This is a genomic window from Novosphingobium sp. BL-S-33 (assembly GCF_056857025.1).
The window spans coordinates 3,210,676-3,230,467 of the sequence record NZ_CM166474.1 but is presented as its reverse complement, the minus strand read 5'-3'; the positions used below and the strand labels follow the sequence as shown (position 1 = coordinate 3,230,467).

Genomic DNA, 19,792 nt, shown 5'->3' with positions numbered 1-19,792 from the left:
GGAAGGGAGCACGAAACATGACAGACAATGCTGCAGGGGGCCTCGCCTCCGGGGGGCGAACGGGCGCCGATGGCTGCACCCAGCAGCGGGCGAAATCCGCCCGCGAAACACATCCGTTTCTCACCTCCAAGCAGGCCGCGTTTCATCTTGGACTGGCAGTCGTCACACTCAAGGGGATGCGCCGGAATGGCACCGGTCCGAGGTGCCGCAAGCACGGGCGCGACTGGCGCTATCACATCGACGATCTCGAGGCCTGGTCGCTCGCCAACGCGGCAGGAGGCGATCATGGGTGACGCCCGGAACCTCCCGCTCTTTGAATGGGGCGAAGCTTTGCGCGCGGCGCGGGCGCGTAGCCGGATGCTGCGCCGCCGCGCTGTCCTTATCGGCGCCGGAATTGCCGCATTAGGCCTGACGCTGGCATTCCCGCCGGTGCCCCGCCTGGTGTGGAACCACAGCGCCAGCGCGCCGATCGGGCTCTACCTTGTCTCGCCCGGCGCGCGCGCCATGCCGGGCGACATGGTGGTCGCCTGGCCGCCCGAAGCGGCGCGAACCCTCGCGGCGCGCCGCCATTACCTGCCCTCGGGCGTGCCGCTGGTGAAACGCGTTGCGGGCGCCGCCGGAGACACGATCTGCGGTCATGGCGATGTCGTGACGATCGATGGAAAACCCGTCGCCCGGCGTCTTTCTGCGGATCGATCCGGCCGGCCGCTGCCACGCTGGGAAGGATGCGTGCGCCTGCGGGAAGGGAGCTATTTCCTGCTGATGACGCTGCGGCCGGACAGCTTCGACGGGCGCTATTTCGGCGTCACGAAAGAGCGGGAAATCCTCGGCAAGGCGCGTCCGCTGTGGCTGCCTTGATGAAGTTGTCGCAAGGCAAGCGGAGCGGCGCACTTCGGCGCCGCTCCCGCACATCTCGCGCGCTCCCTCCGTGTCGCTGCATTATCCTGGCGGCGTCCGCCATGCTTGCCATTGCCGTGCCGACGGTCGGCCTTTGTACTGCGACCCCTGCGCATGCCGGCGAGAGCGACGAGGTCGGCCGCTGGCACGCCGAAATCGCCGAAGCATCCGAGCGGTTCGGGGTACCGGCGGTGTGGATCGAACGCGTCATGCGCGTGGAAAGCCGGGGGCACACGTTGCTTGCAGGTAGGCCCATCGTGTCACCCGCAGGCGCGATGGGGCTCATGCAACTGATGCCGGCGACATGGGGAGAACTCCGCGTAAAGCTCGGCCTCGGAAGCGATCCGCACATGCCGCGCGACAACATCCTGGCCGGTACGGCGTACCTCAGGGAGATGTTCGACCGCTTCGGCTATCCGGGGCTTTTTGCCGCCTACAATGCCGGGCCGGCGCGCTACGCCGCCTCGATCGGCGAGGGGCGACCGCTGCCTCCCGAGACCCGAGCCTATCTCGCCTCGGTCGCGGGATACGGGGCGCCTGCGGGCACTACATTCGCAGGCGGCGTGCCTGCGTCCTCGCATGCTCCGCACGCGGGCACAGGAGGTCACCCATCGATCTTCATTGGCCTCACTCCTGCGCCGTTGCCGCAGGAAAATGGGGACCAAAGTTCCCATGATCGCGGCCATGCGGTTGGTCCTATCGACCCGCTGTTTGCCATTCGCGCAGCACGCTGACACCGGCAATTCCGGAGCTGTCGGATAAGCGTATGGACGCGCTGGATCTCGGCCTTGCGCGAGGACGAGAGGGAGTTTGCCCTCCTCGGATCTGCCGAGCGTGACGGTCTCTGCGGCGGCAGTAAAGGCCGGCGGCCCCTCCAATTTTGCCGCAGCAATAGAGCGCGCGTTCCGCGCGCGAGTTTGTTTGTTTTCCTGGGGCAAAATCGGTTCCTCCGCCGCCGCTTCGCGGCGCACCGGCAAGCCGGCGCGGCCCTGACAGCCACCGCGCCGACCGTCGGGCGACTGGGGTCCTCGAAGAACGGGGACGCTCAAGCGAAGGAGGCTGACATGGTTGCGCAGGTGAACATTGGAATTGCGGCTGAACGGGTCATCACGAAGCTGGTGGCGGGGCTGGAAATCGAGTTCGGGAGCGGTGCAGGACGGGCGCTGGCAGCGCGGTTTCTGGATGCGGAAGAATGCGATTTTGTCTGGGACGCACGGGTCTGTGAGCGTTGGCTGAGCACTTGGGAATGTGGTGCGCAGAGCGAAGACGATGACGCTGTGGAACTGGACCGGGTGGCGGTCGTCGGATGCCTGGATGGAGCATGGTACGCAGCCGTCAGCATTGTCGATGGTGAGGGCAGGGCGCGGGGATTGATGGCGCGGCGCAGCTGCGCGAGCGAAGGCGAAGCGCGCGAAGCATACGCAGCATTGCGATGAGGCGCGAGGGAAGGTCGCGGCCGGGAGGTGGGTGCCGGATGGTGCCTGCGTCCCGGCCTTTTTTTGTGCTCGGCGGGCAGCGAACAGGCGGGCATCGGCAGTGGGGCGAGGTGGGCGGTTGAAGAGGCGAGGGGCAGGTGAGAGGGGAAGGTCGTGCATGGCAAGATAAAGCCATGGCACTGGAACGCCATAACGTGTTGTCTGCACATCGTTTTTAGCGGTCCTGAATGGCACTAGAAGCGATTCGGCAGTGCCATGAGGTTCTTCGCGCCCGTGTTTCTGCGGCCTTGGATGGCACCGGTTTTCATGGGCGAGGGCGCGGGGCATGGTTCGCCTCACAGCACTCATATGGGCGACGCGCCATGGCCGACGACGATGATTTCTTGCCTCGCCTCGGGCGCCAGAATGCGCGCGGAAGCAAAGGCGAAAGGCGGTATATTGGCAAGGTCCTCGCGGCCGCCAATCTTGCGCGCGGAGGTGCAGCAAAAGGGCGCGGAAAATCCAGCTTCACCGGGAGCAGAATCGGACGCGGCGCCGGCGTGGGACGTATGCTGGCCAGCAGGGGCGGTATGGCCGGCTCCCATCGTCGCCGGGTGGTGGTGAAAGCGAGTATCGTCCGGCTGACCGGCAAGGGCGCGGCGGCGGCGGCCGCGCACCTTCGTTATCTCCAGCGCGACGGCACAACCCGCGAGGGCGAACGTGGCTCGCTCTATGGGCGTGATCTCGATGCCGTGGACGGCAAGGCTTTCCTCGAACAAGGAACCGGCGATCGCCACCAGTTCCGTTTCATTGTCTCGCCGGAAGACGGCGACCGTTACGAGGATTTGAAGCCGCTGACCCGGCGCCTCATGGCGCAGATGGAAAAGGACCTTGGAAGCGAGCTGGATTGGGTGGCGGTCGATCACTTCAATACCGCCCATCCCCACACGCATATCGTGGTGCGCGGCAAGGATGCTGCGGGCAAGGATCTGGTGATCGCCCGTGATTATCTGACGAGCGGCATCCGCGAGCGGGCGGCGGATCTCGTCGAGCTCGATCTTGGGCCCCGTTCGGATCGGGAAATTGCGGACACTCTGCGCGCGGAGATCGGCCAGGAGCGGCTTACCTCGATTGACCGCGAACTGCTGTCAGAGGCCGGGCCGGAACGGGAGGTCGCGGCCCGTTCGCCCGACCCGCTGCAGCAATCGGAAAGGGCCGGGCGCCTTGCCCACCTCGCCAGGATGGATCTGGCCGAGCATCTGGGTGGCGATCGCTATCGGCTTGCCGCCGATCTTGAAGATACGCTGCGCAGCATGGGCGAGCGCGGCGATGTGATCCGCACGATGCAGCGCGAATTCACGAGGCTGAAAGTCGAGCGCGCTGCGACCGATCAGGTGATCTACGATCCGTCGCGCAAAGACGCGCGGCCACTGGTGGGCCGGGTTCTATCGCGCGGGTTGGCCGATGAATTCGAGGATCGGCATTACCTCATTGTCGACGCGACCGATGGGCGCAGCCACTATGTGGCGATTGGCAAGGCCGAGCGGGGTGCCTTTGGCGTTGGGGATGATGCTGACGGACCGCTTGCCGGGGCTGTCGTCAGGATCGAACCCCTGCGGCCAACCGTCCGCGAGGTCGATCGGACGATCGCAGCTGTCGCCGAAGCCAACGGCGGCCACTACGATATCGATCTTCACCTGCGCCACGATCCCAATGCCACCCAGACTTATGCCGAAGCCCATGTCCGGCGGCTCGAAGCCATGCGTAGGGAGAGCGGCCTTGTCGTGCGCGAGCCGTCAGGACGCTGGATGATTTCAGCGGACCATTTGGAGCGCGTTGCCACATGGCAACAAGCACGGATCAGGGATCGCCCGGTTGCCGTTGAAGTGATGGCACGTGAGCCGCTCGCCAAGCTGGCGCAATTGGAGGCTGCAACCTGGATCGATCGCGATCTTACCTCGGGCAGCCAGGAGCCGGCGCGCGAGGCCGGCTTTGGGAAGGAATTGGCAGACGTAAGGGGGCGGCGGCGGCAATGGCTGCTGGCTCAGGGATTTGCAGAGGAAAGCCAAGGGCAGACCATGTTCGCGGAAGGCATGATGGATGCCCTGCGACGGCGCGAATTACTGCGGATTTCGGGCGGGCTCGAGGAGGAGATTGGGCGGCCCTACCGCGAGGCCCGACAAGGCGAGCGCATCGAGGGCATCTACCGCCGGTCGGTCGATCTCGTGAGCGGTAAGCATGCATTGATCGAGCGGAGCCGGGATTTCACGCTGGTTCCATGGCGGCAGGCGTTGGAAAAGCAGGTTGGAAAGACGGTGTCCGGCCTGATGCGTACGGACGGAATAAATTGGACAATTGGACGGTCGCGCGGTGGGCCGGGCATCTCTTGAAGACTAGGTCAAATGGCGAGTGATGGAATTGCCGAGCGTTGCACCGATTAAATTCTGGCCTTCCCGCTGAATGAGCGTTTAAAAAAGCATTAAGAGATTTGACGTCTCCAATAAAATGCGATCAAATCCAAGCGCGACGAATAGGGTAGGGCGATTGACGGGCCCGCCGACAAAAAGGCTTGGAGATGAATAAGAGTTTTGTATCTTTAATCGGTGGAATTTTGATGCTCACCGGTTGTGGTCAAAATGGCAGTGAGTTTCTTGGAACCTGGGACAGCACCAAGCAGGCCAAGAGTACCATGACCATCGAACGGAACGGGGATGCTTACATCGTTCGCAGAGAGATCCCTACTTACATTGGTGCTCCCAAGAAGGACTCCTATCCGGCAACGGTCGAAAACGGCATGCTCCATATGAATGTCGGTATCGGGACGATCGATTTCGCAATCGACAAATCGACGGGCCATCTCGTTGGTGGTGGGGCGGATTACCTGAAAAAGTAGCGAGCCTCCTTCGGCGCTAAATTGGGCCGACCGTTGGATAAAGGTGTCGGTTACCGACCCTTCCTGGCCATTCACGACCACTTTTAGTCTTCCCAAAAGCGGACATGGTTTTGGGGCGTGCGGCAGATCGCGCATGTCGGAAAAGTTGGACGTCCGAACTGTCCGCTTATGTCAGGCGCGCGAGGGAAGCAGCCGTTCGTTTAGCTGCAACGCGCATCTGCTTTGGGAGGAGATTGTCGCGGCGCTTTGGTCGGTCGGCTCGGCAAGTCAGTGGCCCTCAGCCGCCATGTGATCTAAATCCTGCCCGAAGGTCGCGTCGGCCTATATCCGGGCAGCCTCGAGTGTGGCGATGGCGCCTGTGATGAGCTGCAACGGGTTGTCGAACTTATCCGCGACGATCGGGATGTTCGCAATGACTCGCCCTTCCTCATTCTTCGCGTTGCTGATGACCTGCTGAAGGCGCCGCGCGCTCGTCCGGCAAGCCTCCTGGACTTCGGCAAAGGCATCGGAGAGTTTGCTGTCAAGCAAGGTGGTGAGATCCACACGATCCGCAATCGCGCTTATGGCCTCAACTTCGTCGCGTAGCCATCCGAATTCGCTCCGCGGAATTTCACGCTTAACGGCACGTGCGCGCAATCGGTTGAGAGTAATCTCCCCGCGCATGGCGATGGATATCAGGGCCGCCTTCTGAGTTTCGAACTGCTGCTGGCGCGCCGCTTTGCGGTCGCGCTTAGGTAGCCAAATCGCCACCCCGATTGCGACGATTGAGAAGATTGCTTGTACCCAAGCGGCCAGCGCCGACCAGTCAATCCTACACATGGATATCTCTCAAGCGGATGGTGAAGACCGCGTTTATCTTTAGTGCTCGCACAGTCGCGTTAAAGTTCGAGATACTTCACCTCCTCGCCGTTCTGCAGTGCATTGTGCCGCCGCCTAACGATCTTCTTGGAGACGACGCGGACACGGGCAGTGGTTCGGTGAAACTCGCGAAACGCGGCCGCATACGACGGGCTTGCAAACGACGTCGTCGTCTGTGCGTCGGCAGGTGCGCTCAGAACGCCTTCCGGGATGCCGTCTTGCCACCCTTGCGCGACAGCGAAATCGCCGACCAGTTCAGAAAATCCCCGCTCGGCATATTCCAGTCCGCAATCGCGCTCGGAAATGCGGTCGCCGGAGACTGCGCACACCACGCTTCCGGATCGATCCGCGTGCATTGCGAAATATGCGATGCGCGCGCTCTGAATCTCAGCCTGAACGACTGTTCGACAGGCATCGACGAGCTGATCAAGGACCCCTTTGGGAGCTTCGTTCACTGCCCGGATGAAGCTGAAGTCCGTTTCGCTACCGTCCAGCCGGACAACCCAGAAGCCGACATTTCTACCCCCGTTGGTGATGTTCAACCGGGTTTCGAACCGGTCCACCCCCACCCCGATCTTGCTTGGACCGTCAAGGCCGCACTTGTCGTAACGCCGGAGCAGCGCCATCAGGTCATCATGATCTGCCGGATCCGACACGGCTGCACCAACCGAATAGCGGTCGCGCAGTTCACGGAAGTAGTCAATTGCCGCTCCCCGGGACGGCCAAGACCTTCCATTACCGAGGCTCACAGGTTTTTTTGCCATTCGTGTCTTACCCTCGCCGAATAAACCGTACGAATGCATAGGCTTCTTGACGTTTAACTCAAAGCACCGGCAGGTTGAGGCATTGCGAAACATCACAAGGTAGAACTAAGACCGCCATGCCGCTCATCAGCCTTATAGATCCCGAAACAGCTTCGGACGCGGGCGGTGTCGCGGGAAGGCGGGGGCAGAAGTTCCAAGACCACGTCGCAGCCAGCCTCGTCATCGACATGCTGGTTGAGCCGACGATCGTGCAGATAGAATGCGAGACAGCGGACGATGTTACCATCCGACGGGTGGTGGACGCGGTGGAAGCCCATGAGTATGTGCAGGTCAAGACGACCGACGGTGACTCCAAATGGAGCATGCAAGAGCTTCTGCAGCGCGCCGACAGTCGGGAAGGCACGTCAATCGCCGAGCGTTCACTCGCCTGCGATGCCCATGACGCCGTTCCCAGCTTCCGCCTCGTCACCGTCCGCGAGCCCAGATCCCCTCTGGTCCATTTCAAGATTCCGAGGGACGAGCGATCCAGCCGGGCGACCCTCATGGCGGCAGCAACCGGCGCATTCGAGAAAAAATTTCCCAAGTTCAAGTCGCCGAACGGACGAACGCTCGCCGACTGGGCGCAGCAACTGCTCTGGCAGGTCGAGCCCGATATGGAGAAGCTCGCGGGTCATAACCGGCTGCGACTGCTCCAACTCGCCGGCAATTATGGAGAAAGGCCCCACATCACCGAAATAGAGACCAGCTACGCCGACCTGCTTGGAATGGTCATCGACGCCGGTGACGCCTCGCGGGTTCACGCTCCTGAGAAAAAGTGCATCTCCCGCGCCACCGCCACCGGATGGTGGAGGAACCAAATCGCATTGTTCGCCGCGGAGACCCGACGAACCATCAAGGTCTACCGGGTCCGGTCCGAGGAGTTCTTCTCCGAATTCCACCGCGGGGCCGGCACATCGGGCAATCGAACGGTTTCCGGCTGGGACGTGGAATTCGACGGCGGCGAATGGAGATACCGCGAACTTGTCGACCACCTGCTCGACTGGATTCCCGAAGTTGTGCTGCCGCCTACGGTCCTCGCCAACCTAGACCAACTCAACGCACGAAGTCTGCTGACACGCGCAGTTGAGGCGTGCGAAGCGCATGGCGGCCTACATGCGAGGGAACTGCTTGCGGAGCTCATGCTGCACGCGTTGCTGAGGCACCATCACTGTTCGGAACCGATCGCCTGCAAGATCTTCCATATGAACAGCGGTCGCCTCGTTTTCGGCAGCGCCCACGTGGTGCTGGACGATGCCGGCGATCAGCTCTGGCTCGGCCAGAGCAGACTGACGACCGTTGCGGATCGGGAGAGTATGCCAGCGGCGGTGGCGGAAGCACTTAGGTCTGGTCTTGACCGCGAGATCCTGCGGCGTGAGCGGAAGGTAATCCTGCAGCTACGGCATCCGGCTCACCTCAGCGAGCACAACCTTGGCCGTTCGATGGCCGCCAACGGCAAGGTAGACGATCTGCTGTCCGTTCTGCACATTCCACTGCTCATCGCGTATGACAGCAACGTGCTCGCGGAAGGATTCACACACGACTATCTCGACGGCCTCAGACAGGAGGCCAATGAGGTGTCCGCCGCCATCGAGGCCGAACTAGGCACTGATCTGCGCGACTTCAGAATCCACATCTTCCTGATTCCGGTCCAATGCGCAGACACGCTTTCCCGCCTGTTTGAAACGACCCTAAAGGATGACCGGTGACCGAGTCGGAGATAAGATCGGCACTATCGTCGCGGACACTTCCTCCGGAAATGGCCTTCGACGCGCTTCAAACCATCAGCGCGCTGGCCAACGACGTCGCCACCCAACCGGCCGCGCGGGAACTTGTGATCCGCATGCTGGCCGCAAAGGACCTGTTGCGGGACGACTTCCACCCGCTGCTGGACGGTCTGATACGTTCCGTCGGCCTGATACCCTATGCCGATCCGGACAATGCCCGGTCCTTGGACGATCACTACCTCATGGAAGCTCACCGGGCGCCGATTCCGGACGAGGACGACTACTTTTTCCACACGCTGCAGTTGCAGATCTACCGCGATCTCGTCGCCGGCAGAAACGTGGTGCTGAGCGCCACGACCAGTGTGGGCAAGAGCATGGTGGTGGACGCGGTCATCGCTTCCGGTCTCTACAATGTAATTGCCATAATCGTCCCTACCATCGCCCTGATCGATGAGACCCGACGCCGGCTGGGTCGCCGCTTTGCGCAGACGCACGAGGTCGTCACACACCCGACGCAGCAGACTGACTTCAGCAGGCCGGTCATATTCGTCCTCACGCAGGAAAGGGCACTCGCGCGCAAGGATCTGGACAAGGTCGAGTTCTTCGTCATCGACGAATTCTACAAGCTGGAGATCGACGAGAAGGAGCCTGAGCGTTCCGTCGACCTCAATCTGGTCTTCGCGCGCCTCGCTGGTCAAGGTGCGAAATTCTACCTCATAGGGCCACATGTCAGCGGAGTGGCGGGCATAGCAGCGCGTTATAATCCGGTGTTCGTCCCCTCGGAATTCTCGACGGTGGCGCTCGACATCGTTCAGTTCGAACTCCCCGAGAAAGGGGATGCGCGCAAGGAAAAGCTCACCGAGCTATGCGGCCAACTCACTTCCCCCACGCTAGTCTATTGCCAGTCCCCTCCCCGCGCGACATCCTTGGCGGAGTATCTGCTTGAGCATGGCGATCTCGGAAAGGTCGCATCCACGCGCGCCGCAGTCGAATGGCTGCGACGCGAGTATCCAGAGGAATGGATCCTCACGAAAGCGCTGGAGCATGGAATCGGGGTACACCATGGCAACGTGCCACGGGCGATCCAACAATACATCATTCGCGCCTTCGACTCTGGCGAGATCAAGATCATCATCTGCACGACCACCCTGATCGAGGGCATCAACACGGTCGCGGAGAATGTCATCATCTACGATCGGCGGGTCGAGAACACAGGCTTCGACGCCTTCACCTTCCGCAACATCGCAGGCCGAGCCGGCCGCATGCGGAAGTATTTCATCGGCAAGGTCTTCGTCCTCGAAGCCGCACCACCGGATGAGACGATGTCCGTGGAGATCGGTGTCGGCCTGCAGAACGAGAACACGCCTGCCGCACTACTGCTGGAGCTAGACGACGAGGACCTCGCGCCGATCTCAAGACAGCGCGTCCTAGACATCGAAAGGGAAAGCCCCCTTTCGATGGAGACCCTTCGATTGAATCGGCATGTACCTCTCGACCGACAATATGCCGTTCATACGCATATCGTCCGCGACCTACTCAATCTGGAGGACGCCCTCGTGTGGTCGGGCATGCCTAAGCCCTTCCAGCTTCTGAAGGTGTGCGAGATGATCCACGATCATTTCGATGGTTACGCCCTGAGCCGCTACGGCGTCACGTCCGGAATGGGGTTGAAGGCCGAACTGGATCGATTGCGGCTTGCGAAGACGTTCAGGTCCTACATAGACCACAGGGTCGCAAACCGTGCCTTCTTCCAATCTGTGAGCGAATCGGTCGAACAGGCCCTCAAATTTATGCGGCGCTACGTCTCCTACACCTTCCCCCGAAGCCTGCTGGCGATCAGTAACATCCAGGCTGAAGTTCTGACGCGGAACGGACGGGAGACGGTTGGCGACTATTCGACATTCGCATCCAGGGCAGCGAGCCTTTTTATGAACTCCAGTCTTTTCGCACTCGACGAATACGGAGTGCCCCCGGAAACCACCAAACGGCTGAGATATGCAGGAGATGGTCCAACGACGCTCAGCGAGGCAGTCGATCTTCTTTTCCTAGCCGCTCAGGATCCGGAATCCGACCTCGATCCGTTCGAACGCTCCATTGTAGAAGACCTGATGACGACGATGCCGCCAAGGCCGATGACCTCCTAGCGGAGGTTACACTATAAAAACTTCTTAGCCAGGGTCTGCTTGCTCTTCAGGCCTCGGTAGGTGAGGCTGTCGTTTTTGTAAAAACCGGATACGAAGAGGTCATGAGCGCCGATGGTGAATCCCGCCGATAGTTCGTGCCATCGTCCCAGGTGCCCCCGCGCTTCGGCATTGCAGTCTCCTGCCGGCCAAAGAATTGCCATCGGTAGGCCCCCAACAGAGAGGAACAAACGTCCGCTATCGGGCAGTCCCATTTCGCAATCGAACGTCCGACGTTAGGTCGGGAACTGATCAATGCTCTGAGACAGGTATGTCCGATATCCGACCAGGAACGCTCCGAAGCGGACCGAGCGCAAAGTCCCAGAGGCGAGCTTTCGGACTTGCAACAGCGGGAGCACCACTGTCGTCGGACTGATCGGGTTTAGGCAGGGAGCAGTAGTGGGCACGACTTCCACCTCCGCGCATTCTTGGGGGACGGCTGAATTCGGCGGCGCACTGGTTTTGAGGCTGCGCGCGACCGGCAATGACACACGAACACCCCGTAGATCGCAAGCCGCGGGGGCTTGCCAACCGATCTCATTCGGGCGAGAATCCAGTTGATGCGTAAGGATATTGATCATCTCCCGGCAGTTCAGCGGGCGGAGCTCGAACGGGCAAAACAGATCCTGATGGCCGAATTCGAGGTTGCGATTTCGCGGGCAACGCAGCCTTGGAAGAAGAATGGCCGTATCCTTAAGATCATTCTTTTCGGGAGCTATGCCCGAAGTGACTGGGTAGATCGGCCGCTCAATGGCTACCAGTCCGACTTCGACTTGCTGATCATCGTGAGCCACCCCAAGCTCACAGATATCGCCGAATATTGGCACGTTGCGGACGACAAGATCGCTAGAGATCCGGCAATCGAGCGCCAGGTCAATTTCATTGTCCACACGATGGACGACGTAAATCAAAGCCTCAACCGCGGCGAATATTTCTGGGTGGACATCGCGCGGGACGGCATCGCTCTCTATGAGCTCCCTGGCAGTACGTTTGTTATGCCAAAGCCCCTCACGCCAACTGACGCATACGAAATGGCATCAGCCTATTTCACATCGTGGATGGGGAAGGTGAACGATGCGATCGAAATCGCAGAGTTCTGCGTTGCAAAGAACAAGCTGAACGACGCAGCCTTTCTTCTCCATCAGGCGACTGAGCGAGCTTATATTTCCTTTCTCCTCGTTCGAACGCATTATTTCCCGCGATCGCACAACATCAAGTTTCTGCGGTCGTTGGCCGAGGGGAAGGACTCTCGTTTGATAGACGCGTGGCCGCGCGAAGCAAAGATTGACCGGCGGCGCTTCGAGCTGCTTAAGCGCGCCTATGTCGAAGCTCGCTATTCCACGAACTATGAAATCGGTGTCGAAGATCTTGAGGCGATAACGGCACGGGTTCACGCCCTTCGAGACCTCGTCGGTCTCGTATGCCAAGAACGACTCGCGTATCTGAGCGAAAAGGCCCGCCACGATATTGGCGGCAATTCGCGCGGGGCGTGATCGGCAATATCCTGCAATATCCAATAAACGCCAATTAGCGCCGTTTAAAATTTTGCCTTCATCACGGATTCTTCCTCCACCCGGGTCGCAACGGACGACCGGGCTGGAGAAACCCCGTGACGCCCACCAAACTCCTCGTCGGTCAGATCCTCGTCGTCTTCGCGATCATGTTCGCGGGCCTCTGGATTTCGACGCAGTCGGCCGCCGCGATGCTGGGCTACCAGTCCGAGCTCGGCGCGGCATCATTCCACCTGTTTGGCGTGCCTTGCTACCAGCCCTGGGCGCTATTCGGATGGTGGTATCATTTCGACGCTTACGCGCCCGAAGTCTTCGACAAGGCGGGCATGCTCGCGGGAGCCAGCGGGTTCCTGGGCTGCGGATCGGCCGTGGCCGGTTCGCTCTGGCGCGCCCGCCAGAAGGGAAGGGTCACAACCTATGGGTCTGCGCGCTGGGCAAGCCACGGCGAGGTAGTCCGCGCCGGCCTGCTCGGCGATGCCGGCCTCATGCTTGGCAAGGTGGGCCGCGAGTACCTTCGCCATAAAGGCCCAGAGCATGTCCTGGCCTTCGCGCCGACCCGATCCGGCAAGGGTGTGGGCCTTGTGGTGCCGACGCTGCTCACTTGGACGGGTTCGGCCGTCATCCACGACATCAAGGGCGAAAACTGGACGCTGACCGCCGGATGGCGGGCGCGTTTCTCGCATTGCCTGCTGTTCAACCCCACCGACGCAGCATCGGCCCACTACAATCCACTGCTCGAGGTGCGCCGCGGCGCCAACGAGGTCCGCGACGTCCAGAACATCGCCGATATCCTCGTTGACCCGGAAGGCGCGCTCGAACGCCGCAATCACTGGGAAAAGACCAGCCATTCGCTGCTTGTCGGTGCGATCCTCCATATCCTCTACGCTGAGGAACAGAAGACGCTCGCCCGCGTCGCCACGTTCCTCTCGGATCCCCAACGCTCGTTTGCCGCCACGCTGCGCGCAATGCTCACCACCAATCACCTTGGCGACGCCGAAGCACCGCGCGTTCATCCGGTGGTCGCGTCAGCTGCGCGGGAGCTTCTCAACAAGAGCGAGAACGAACGCTCGGGCGTGCTTTCGACCGCCATGTCGTTCCTCGGGCTCTACCGCGACCCTACGATAGCGGAGGTTACTTCGCGCTGCGACTGGCGGATCGCCGATCTCGTCGATGCCGAGCAGCCGTGCTCGCTGTATCTTGTCATTCCCCCATCGGACATCAGCCGTACCAAGCCGCTGGTGCGCCTGGTCCTGAACCAGATCGGGCGGCGCCTGACTGAACAGCTCGACGGGCTCGGCGGCGCCGGCCGCAGGCACCAACTCCTGATGATGCTCGACGAGTTCCCCGCGCTTGGCCGCCTGGACTTCTTCGAAACCAGCCTCGCATTCATGGCTGGTTACGGGATCCGGGCCTTCCTGATTGCCCAGAGCCTCAATCAGATCGAAAAGGCTTACGGCGAGAACAACTCGATCCTCGACAACTGCCATGTTCGCGTGGCCTTTGCGGCCAACGATGAGCGGACCGCCAAGCGGATTTCCGATGCCTTGGGCACCGCCACTGAGCAGCGTGCCATGCGCAACTATGCCGGACACCGGCTCGCACCCTGGCTCGCCCACGTCATGGTCAGCCGCCAGGAGACCGCGCGTCAGCTTCTGACCCCTGGCGAAGTCATGCAGCTTTCGCCCGATGAGGAGTTGGTGCTGCTGTCAGGCATGGCGCCCATACGCGCTCGCAAGCTGCGCTATTTTCGCGACCTCAATTTCACCGACCGTCGGCTTCCTGCTCCGACCGTTTTCTCCGGCACCTATGTTGATCGGCCGGCATCGCGCCCCGACGATTGGCAAGGCACTGCACGGGCGCAAGACGCAAGACTGGCCGCGCTGATGACGCAGGCCGACGCCGACGACGAAACCGGACCGCAACAACAACGGGCGCCCGGGCAAGGTGGTGGCCAGCCGATCGCACGCGAAGAGCCCGCAGTCACCGAGCCCGATCTCGCGAACGACGATGACGGCAACACCGTCGCGGACAAGCGGGCGATGGAACAGGCACAGGCCCTGACGCCCGTCGCGCGCGGCTTCGCCTTCGATGACAGCCAGCACACCCGCGACCTCGGACTGTGAGAGAGCCCATGAAAATTCGCCAGAACCTCTACCTCGACCGCGACGTCACCGTGGCGCTTGATCGCCTGGCCGCCGGCATGCGCGGCAACAAGAGCCGCCTCGTCAACGATGCGCTCAAGGCTTGGATCGCTCGCCAAGGCTCGAATGAGATCGACGACCTGCTGCGTCTGCGCTTCGATCGCCTCTCGCGGGAGATCATCGCGAGTCGGCGCGATATCGATGTTGTGCTGGAAAGCCTGGCGCTCTTCATCCGCTACCAGCTTTCGGTGACAGCACCGCTCCCTGAGGCGGACTCGGCCGCCCGCGCGGTTGGCCGCGAGCGCTTCGAGGCGTTCGTTGCTCAGGTCGGGCGCCAGATCGCCACCGGCAAGCGGACGCTTCCCGAGCGCAAGTCGGGAGAGGGCGCATGACGGGTACTCCCGATGCCGTTTCGGCCGAGCGCCGCCGCGCCATGCTGCGGACCGCCATGGGCCCGGCCATTCGAGCGGCGCTCGAAGATCCGCGCATCATCGAGATCATGGTCAACCCGGACGGAGCCCTGCGCGTCGATGTGCTGGGGGAAGGGCGGGTCGATACCGACGTCCGGTTCGAGCCGACCCAGGTCGAACGCATTGTGCGGCTGGTGGCATCGCATATCCGCGCTGAATTCCATGCCGACGCCCCGATCGTCTCAGCCGAACTCCCGGCCCATGGGGCCGGTGCGGGCGAGCGCTTCGAGGGCCTGCTGCCACCGGTTGCCACGGCGCCGTGCTTTTCGATCCGGAAGCCTGCGGCACGGATCCACACGCTTGCCGACTATGTGCGCGATGGGATCATGACAATAGATCAGGCGGGCTTCCTGTCCCGGGCGGTCGTCGCACGCGCTAACATCCTCGTCGCGGGCGGTACGAGCTCGGGCAAGACCACGCTCGCAAACGCGTTGCTCGCGGAAATGGCTAGTCTCGATGAGCGCGTTATCCTGATTGAGGACACACGCGAACTCCAATCGCCGGCGGCCGACACGGTTGCGCTGCGGACCAGAGCGGGCAAGGTGTCGATGAGCGACCTCGTTCGCTCGACGCTGCGACTGCGGCCCGACCGGATCATCGTCGGGGAAGTGCGCGGGCCGGAAGCGCTCGACATGCTGAAGGCCTGGAACACCGGCCATCCCGGCGGCATCGCCACGGTCCACGCCAACAACGCGCGAGCCGCGCTCTATCGGATCGACGGACTGGTACAGGAAGCGGTCACCACCGTTCCGCGCCGGCTGATCGCCGAGGCCATCGACATGATCGTCTTCATCGCAGGTCGCGGTGCTTGCCGCCGCATCGAGACGATCGCCCGCGTCGCCGGGATCGATGAGCGCGGCGAGTACCGCGTCATCGACGCCTTTCGAACGCCCAACACCCCAATTGACCACCAACCTGAAGGAGAATGCTGATGCGTGTCTTCCATATCGCTGGCCGGAAACTGAACGGCCTCGTCGTCTTCGCTTTCGCTTCGGTCCTGGCATCTCCCGTGCTGGCCAGCGGTTCAGGCATGCCCTGGGAAGATCCGCTCGAGAAGGTGCTGGAATCCGTCCAGGGGCCGGTCGCCAAGATCGTGGCGGTGCTGATCATCATCACCACCGGCCTCGCACTGGCGTTTGGTGAGACCGCCGGCGGCTTCCGCAAGCTTATCCAGATCGTCTTCGGGCTCTCGATCGCCTTTGCTGCCTCGTCCTTCTTCCTCTCGTTCTTCAGCTTCGGCGGAGGGGCGCTGGTCTCGTGAGCCATATCGAGGGCTTTGAAACACCGATCCACGCGAGCCTCGTCCAACCCATCCTGATGGGCGGGGCTCCGCGCGGGATCGCGATCGTCAACGGGACGCTCGCCGCTGCGCTTGGGCTCGGCCTCCAGCAGTGGCCGGTCGGGATTGCGCTCTGGGCGATTGGGCACAGCCTCGCGGTCTTCGCCGCCCGGCGCGACCCCGAATTCGCGAATGTCCTGATCCGCCACCTCCGGCAAAAAGGATACCTGGCATGCTGAACCTTGCCGAATATCGCTCCCGCTTCGACCGGCTTGCCGATCACTTGCCCTGGGCCGCGCTGGTCGCACCCGGTGTGGTGCTCAACAAGGACGGAAGCTTCCAGCGCAGCTTCGCCTTTCGCGGCCCCGACCTCGAAAGCTCGACCGAAGCGGAACTGGTCGGCGCCTGCGCCCGAACCAACAATGTCCTGCGCCGGCTCGGGTCGGGCTGGGCGATATTCTTCGAGGCCCATCGCCGCGAGATTTCAAGCTATCCGCAAAGCCAGTTTCCCGATGCGGCATCCTGGCTGATCGACGAAGAACGGCGCGCCGCATTCGAGGCCGAGGGCCATCATTTTGAGAGCGTGTTCACCGGCACGCTGCTCTGGCTGCCGCCTGGGGATTCGAGCGATGCTGCCGGTCGTTCGCTGATCGAGCGGCCGGAGCCCGAAAGCAGCGAGTCTGGAGGGCGCGATTGGCGCTCCGCGCTTGCCGGGTTCATCGCCGAGACCGACCGTGTCCTCGATCTCTTCGCCGGCTTCATGCCCGAAGTTCACGGGCTGTCGAGCGCCGAGACCCTCTCCTACCTCCACGACACGGTTTCGGACCGGCCAGTCCATCTCGCCGTTCCAGAGACGCCGGTCTACCTTGACGCCATTCTCGCCGACACACCGTTCATCGGCGGACTGGAGCCGAAACTGGGACGCCATTACGTCCGCACGCTGACCTTGCCGGGCTTTCCCAATGTGAGCCGGCCCGGCCTGCTCGATGCGCTCAATCATCAAGGCTTCGGTTATCGCTGGATGACCCGCTTCATCGCCATGGACCGGGCGGACGCCACCAAGGTCCTGACCAAGCTGCGGCGTCAGTGGTTCAATAAGCGCAAGTCGATAACTGCGCTGCTACGGGAAGTCTTGTATAACCAGCCGACGCAGCTGGTGGACAGCGACGCCGACAACAAGGTGGTCGATGCCGATACCGCGCTGCAGGCGCTTGGCGGCGATCACGTCTCGTTCGGCTACCTCACCGCGACCATCACCGTCGCCGACGAAGACCGCGCCCGCGTCGAGGAAAAGGTCCGCGCGGTTGAACGCGTGGTCAATGGGCTTGGTTTCACCTGCATCCGCGAAGGCGTGAACGCGGTCGAAGCCTGGCTCTCCTCATTGCCGGGGCAGGTCTACGCCAATGTCCGGCAGCCGCTGGTCCATTCGCTGAACCTCGCGCACCTGATGCCGCTTTCCGCGGTCTGGGCCGGGCAGGAGAGCAACAGGCATCTCGCAGGCCCGCCGCTATTCCATGCCCAGACGCAGGGATCGACCCCGTTCCGCTTTTCCACACACGTCGGCGACGTCGGACACATGCTTGTCGTGGGTCCGACCGGTGCCGGCAAATCGGTGCTGCTGTCGCTGATCGCCTGCCAGTTCCGCCGTTATCGTGGTTCGCGGGTCATTGTCTTCGACATGGGTCTTTCGGCGCGCGCAGCCGTCCTGGCCATGGGCGGAACTCATAATGCTCTGGGGCAGGGCACCGATGCGCTGGACGGGCTGAGTTTCCAGCCACTCAAAGCCATCGACGATCCGGTCGAGCGCAGTTGGGCCGCCGACTGGATCCTCGATCTTCTGACTCACGAATTGCTCGTCACCTCTCCGGAAATGCGTGACCATGTCTGGTCTGCGCTCACCAGCCTCGCCGGCGCTCCGAAAAGCGAGCGGACGCTCACCGGGCTCTCCTTGCTGCTCCAGTCGAACGAGCTGCGCATGGCTCTGGCGCCTTATACGCTCGAGGGCACGTTTGGCGGACTGCTGGATGCCGCCGAGGAGCGCCTCGCGGACGCCGACGTCCAGTGCTTCGAAACCGAGGCGCTAATGGGACGGAAAGGACTGGTCGCCCCGGTCCTGACCTATCTCTTTCACCGCATCGAGCAGCGCTTCGACGGGCGTCCGACTCTGCTGGTGCTCGATGAGGCCTGGAGCCTGCTCGACGATCCGATCTTCGCTGCGCGCATCCGTGAGTGGCTGAAGACGCTTCGGAAAAAGAACGTCTCGGTCCTGTTCGCGACCCAAAGTCTCGCCGACGTGGCGCAGAGCTCGATTGCGCCGGCGATCATCGAAAGCTGCCCGCAGCGGATATTCCTACCGAACGACCGCGCGATCGAGCCCCAGTCTCGCGAAGCCTACGATGCCTTCGGGCTCAACGATCGGCAGATCGAGATCATCGCGCGGGCCACGCCCAAGCATCACTACTACCTCCAGTCGGCGCGCGGAAACCGCCTGTTCGAACTGGGGCTGGGACCTGTTGCGCTGGCGCTCTGTGGCTCCTCCGGGCCGGCCGCGCAGCAGAGGATCGACCGCATCATCGCCGAGCACGGCGCCGAGAACTTCCTGTCCCACTTTCTCGCCGGATCGGACGCCGCGTGGGCGTCCGACCTTGCCGCCTCGTTTCAGGTGCCCGGCACCTTCTGACCCCGCTTCAGCAAAGGAGAAGACCGATGATTGTGAAACAGCGTGCCCGTTCCCCGCTCGCCGCCGCTGGATGCATGGCGTTGGTGGCCGTTGGCGGCACCTTTGCCGCCATGTCGTACCCGTCGGAGCCCGCTAAGGCGCTCATCGTCTACGACCCGACCAACTACAGCCAGAACCTGCTGACGGCGGCGCGCACGCTCCAGCAGGTCAATAACCAGATCAAGTCGCTGCAGAACGAAGCGCAGAGCCTGCTTAATGAGGGCAAGAACCTCACGACGATCGGCTTTCCCGAACTGCAAACACTGACGCAAACCCTCCAGCAGATCGATATGCTGATGAGGCAGGCGCAGGGGATCCAGTTCCAGGTCTCGACGCTGAACCAGCAGTTCCGCCAGCTCTATCCGACCAGCAATGGCTCGCTCTCGCTTAGTAGCCAGGTATCGGCCGCCCGCGCGCGCCTCGATACCGAAATGACGGCCTACCAGCACACGATGACGGTGCAGGCGCAAGTCGTCGAGAATATCCAGAGCGATGCCTCCGCGCTCTCGGCTATGGTGGAGCGAAGCCAGAACGCCGAAGGCGCACTTCAAGCAAGCCAGGCGACCAACCAGCTTTTGGCGCTGACTGCCAAGCAGCAGTTCCAGATCCAGCAGCTCCTCGCCGCGCAATACCGCGCCGACGCGCTTGAGCGCGCCAACCGCGCCCAGGCGACCAGCGACGCGCAAGCCGCGACCGCAAAATTCCTCGGCACCGGGACGGCCTACACGCCGAACTGACCATCCGGACCGGCCGCGGCCGGGTCCGTTTCGAACATCGTTTGCGGTGACGGTCCGCCTCTCCCGTCACCGCGTCGCGGGACGCGGTTTTTCCGCGCCCCTGGCCGCGTCCCGCGACACCCACTGTTTCCAATCCCCTCGGCATTCGGATGGAAAGTGCAGCGC

18 protein-coding genes are annotated in these 19,792 nt (G+C 62.4%); 16 read left to right on the top strand and 2 right to left on the bottom strand.

All coding sequences use genetic code 11. The annotated features are described in order from the left end of the window. Positions 1–17 precede the first annotated feature (17 nt). The 6 genes from AC1VVM_RS15005 (at position 18) to AC1VVM_RS14980 (ending at position 5,205) form a co-directional block, all read left to right on the top strand. Positions 18–293: a helix-turn-helix domain-containing protein gene (locus tag AC1VVM_RS15005; protein WP_482955359.1), complete on the top strand. Its 276-nt coding sequence runs from the start codon at positions 18–20 to the stop codon at positions 291–293. Continuing rightward, positions 286–858, top strand: coding sequence for a S26 family signal peptidase (locus AC1VVM_RS15000; protein ID WP_482955358.1), 573 nt, complete (start codon positions 286–288; stop codon positions 856–858). The genes AC1VVM_RS15005 and AC1VVM_RS15000 overlap by 8 nt, the downstream gene beginning before the upstream one ends. A gap of 101 nt (positions 859–959) precedes the next feature. Then, positions 960–1,631 (top strand): lytic transglycosylase domain-containing protein, encoded by a 672-nt coding sequence (locus tag AC1VVM_RS14995; protein WP_482955357.1) that lies wholly within the window; start codon positions 960–962, stop codon positions 1,629–1,631. 54 nt (positions 1,632–1,685) lie between these two features. Continuing rightward, the gene (locus AC1VVM_RS14990) at positions 1,686–2,333 is read left to right on the top strand and encodes a hypothetical protein (protein WP_482955356.1); all 648 of its coding nucleotides are present in this window, start codon (positions 1,686–1,688) and stop codon (positions 2,331–2,333) included. A gap of 227 nt (positions 2,334–2,560) precedes the next feature. Next, positions 2,561–4,702, top strand: coding sequence for a relaxase/mobilization nuclease RlxS (rlxS, locus tag AC1VVM_RS14985; RefSeq protein ID WP_482955355.1), 2,142 nt, complete (start codon positions 2,561–2,563; stop codon positions 4,700–4,702). Positions 4,703–4,887: 185 nt separating this feature from the next. Further along, positions 4,888–5,205 (top strand): hypothetical protein, encoded by a 318-nt coding sequence (locus AC1VVM_RS14980; RefSeq protein WP_482955354.1) that lies wholly within the window; start codon positions 4,888–4,890, stop codon positions 5,203–5,205. 321 nt (positions 5,206–5,526) lie between these two features. Here the strand turns inward: AC1VVM_RS14980 and AC1VVM_RS14975 are convergent, their stop codons facing one another. Further along, positions 5,527–6,024, bottom strand: coding sequence for a hypothetical protein (locus tag AC1VVM_RS14975; protein WP_482955353.1), 498 nt, complete (start codon positions 6,022–6,024; stop codon positions 5,527–5,529). 59 nt (positions 6,025–6,083) lie between these two features. Further along, positions 6,084–6,827, bottom strand: a complete 744-nt coding sequence (locus AC1VVM_RS14970; RefSeq protein ID WP_482955352.1) for a DCL family protein — start codon at positions 6,825–6,827, stop codon at positions 6,084–6,086. Between the two features lie 116 nt (positions 6,828–6,943). Between AC1VVM_RS14970 and AC1VVM_RS14965 the strand changes: the two genes are divergently transcribed. The 10 genes from AC1VVM_RS14965 to trbJ all read left to right on the top strand — a co-directional run bounded on the left by AC1VVM_RS14965 (position 6,944) and on the right by trbJ (position 19,627). Continuing rightward, a complete protein-coding gene (locus AC1VVM_RS14965) occupies positions 6,944–8,572 on the top strand; it encodes a HamA C-terminal domain-containing protein (RefSeq protein ID WP_482955351.1) in 1,629 nt (542 codons plus the stop codon). A 50-nt stretch (positions 8,573–8,622) separates the two neighbouring features. Beyond that, a complete protein-coding gene (locus AC1VVM_RS14960) occupies positions 8,623–10,734 on the top strand; it encodes a DEAD/DEAH box helicase (protein ID WP_482955350.1) in 2,112 nt (703 codons plus the stop codon). Between the two features lie 596 nt (positions 10,735–11,330). Then, positions 11,331–12,263 (top strand): HEPN domain-containing protein, encoded by a 933-nt coding sequence (locus AC1VVM_RS14955; protein WP_482955349.1) that lies wholly within the window; start codon positions 11,331–11,333, stop codon positions 12,261–12,263. A 116-nt stretch (positions 12,264–12,379) separates the two neighbouring features. After that, positions 12,380–14,404 (top strand): conjugal transfer protein TraG, encoded by a 2,025-nt coding sequence (locus AC1VVM_RS14950; RefSeq protein ID WP_482955348.1) that lies wholly within the window; start codon positions 12,380–12,382, stop codon positions 14,402–14,404. An 8-nt stretch (positions 14,405–14,412) separates the two neighbouring features. Beyond that, on the top strand, positions 14,413–14,814 hold the full coding sequence (locus tag AC1VVM_RS14945; protein WP_482955347.1) for a CopG family transcriptional regulator: 402 nt from the start codon (positions 14,413–14,415) through the stop codon (positions 14,812–14,814). After that, positions 14,811–15,824 carry a P-type conjugative transfer ATPase TrbB gene (gene trbB / locus AC1VVM_RS14940; protein WP_482955346.1) on the top strand — a complete coding sequence of 338 codons (1,014 nt, stop codon included), beginning with the start codon at positions 14,811–14,813 and terminating at the stop codon, positions 15,822–15,824. Before AC1VVM_RS14945 ends, trbB begins: the two co-directional genes overlap by 4 nt. Next, a complete protein-coding gene (locus tag AC1VVM_RS14935) occupies positions 15,824–16,153 on the top strand; it encodes a TrbC/VirB2 family type IV secretion system protein (protein ID WP_132391926.1) in 330 nt (109 codons plus the stop codon). The genes trbB and AC1VVM_RS14935 overlap by 1 nt, the downstream gene beginning before the upstream one ends. 56 nt (positions 16,154–16,209) lie before the next feature. After that, entirely contained in the window at positions 16,210–16,410 is a 201-nt protein-coding gene (locus AC1VVM_RS14930; RefSeq protein WP_231635456.1) for a VirB3 family type IV secretion system protein, read from the top strand. After that, positions 16,404–18,851 (top strand): conjugal transfer protein TrbE, encoded by a 2,448-nt coding sequence (gene trbE / locus AC1VVM_RS14925; protein ID WP_482955345.1) that lies wholly within the window; start codon positions 16,404–16,406, stop codon positions 18,849–18,851. Before AC1VVM_RS14930 ends, trbE begins: the two co-directional genes overlap by 7 nt. A gap of 26 nt (positions 18,852–18,877) precedes the next feature. After that, positions 18,878–19,627 (top strand): P-type conjugative transfer protein TrbJ, encoded by a 750-nt coding sequence (trbJ, locus tag AC1VVM_RS14920; protein ID WP_482955344.1) that lies wholly within the window; start codon positions 18,878–18,880, stop codon positions 19,625–19,627. Positions 19,628–19,792 lie beyond the last annotated feature (165 nt).

Coding starts and splice junctions, on each gene's coding strand:
- AC1VVM_RS15005 (WP_482955359.1), top strand. CDS start 18: ATGACAGACAATGCTGCAGGGGGCCTCGCCTCCGGGGGGCGAACGGGC.
- AC1VVM_RS15000 (WP_482955358.1), top strand. CDS start 286: ATGGGTGACGCCCGGAACCTCCCGCTCTTTGAATGGGGCGAAGCTTTG.
- AC1VVM_RS14995 (WP_482955357.1), top strand. CDS start 960: ATGCTTGCCATTGCCGTGCCGACGGTCGGCCTTTGTACTGCGACCCCT.
- rlxS (WP_482955355.1), top strand. CDS start 2,561: ATGGCACTAGAAGCGATTCGGCAGTGCCATGAGGTTCTTCGCGCCCGT.
- AC1VVM_RS14980 (WP_482955354.1), top strand. CDS start 4,888: ATGAATAAGAGTTTTGTATCTTTAATCGGTGGAATTTTGATGCTCACC.
- AC1VVM_RS14975 (WP_482955353.1), bottom strand. CDS start 6,024: ATGTGTAGGATTGACTGGTCGGCGCTGGCCGCTTGGGTACAAGCAATC.
- AC1VVM_RS14970 (WP_482955352.1), bottom strand. CDS start 6,827: ATGGCAAAAAAACCTGTGAGCCTCGGTAATGGAAGGTCTTGGCCGTCC.
- AC1VVM_RS14965 (WP_482955351.1), top strand. CDS start 6,944: ATGCCGCTCATCAGCCTTATAGATCCCGAAACAGCTTCGGACGCGGGC.
- AC1VVM_RS14960 (WP_482955350.1), top strand. CDS start 8,623: ATGGCCTTCGACGCGCTTCAAACCATCAGCGCGCTGGCCAACGACGTC.
- AC1VVM_RS14955 (WP_482955349.1), top strand. CDS start 11,331: ATGCGTAAGGATATTGATCATCTCCCGGCAGTTCAGCGGGCGGAGCTC.
- AC1VVM_RS14945 (WP_482955347.1), top strand. CDS start 14,413: ATGAAAATTCGCCAGAACCTCTACCTCGACCGCGACGTCACCGTGGCG.
- trbB (WP_482955346.1), top strand. CDS start 14,811: ATGACGGGTACTCCCGATGCCGTTTCGGCCGAGCGCCGCCGCGCCATG.
- AC1VVM_RS14935 (WP_132391926.1), top strand. CDS start 15,824: ATGCGTGTCTTCCATATCGCTGGCCGGAAACTGAACGGCCTCGTCGTC.
- AC1VVM_RS14930 (WP_231635456.1), top strand. CDS start 16,210: ATGGGCGGGGCTCCGCGCGGGATCGCGATCGTCAACGGGACGCTCGCC.
- trbE (WP_482955345.1), top strand. CDS start 16,404: ATGCTGAACCTTGCCGAATATCGCTCCCGCTTCGACCGGCTTGCCGAT.
- trbJ (WP_482955344.1), top strand. CDS start 18,878: ATGATTGTGAAACAGCGTGCCCGTTCCCCGCTCGCCGCCGCTGGATGC.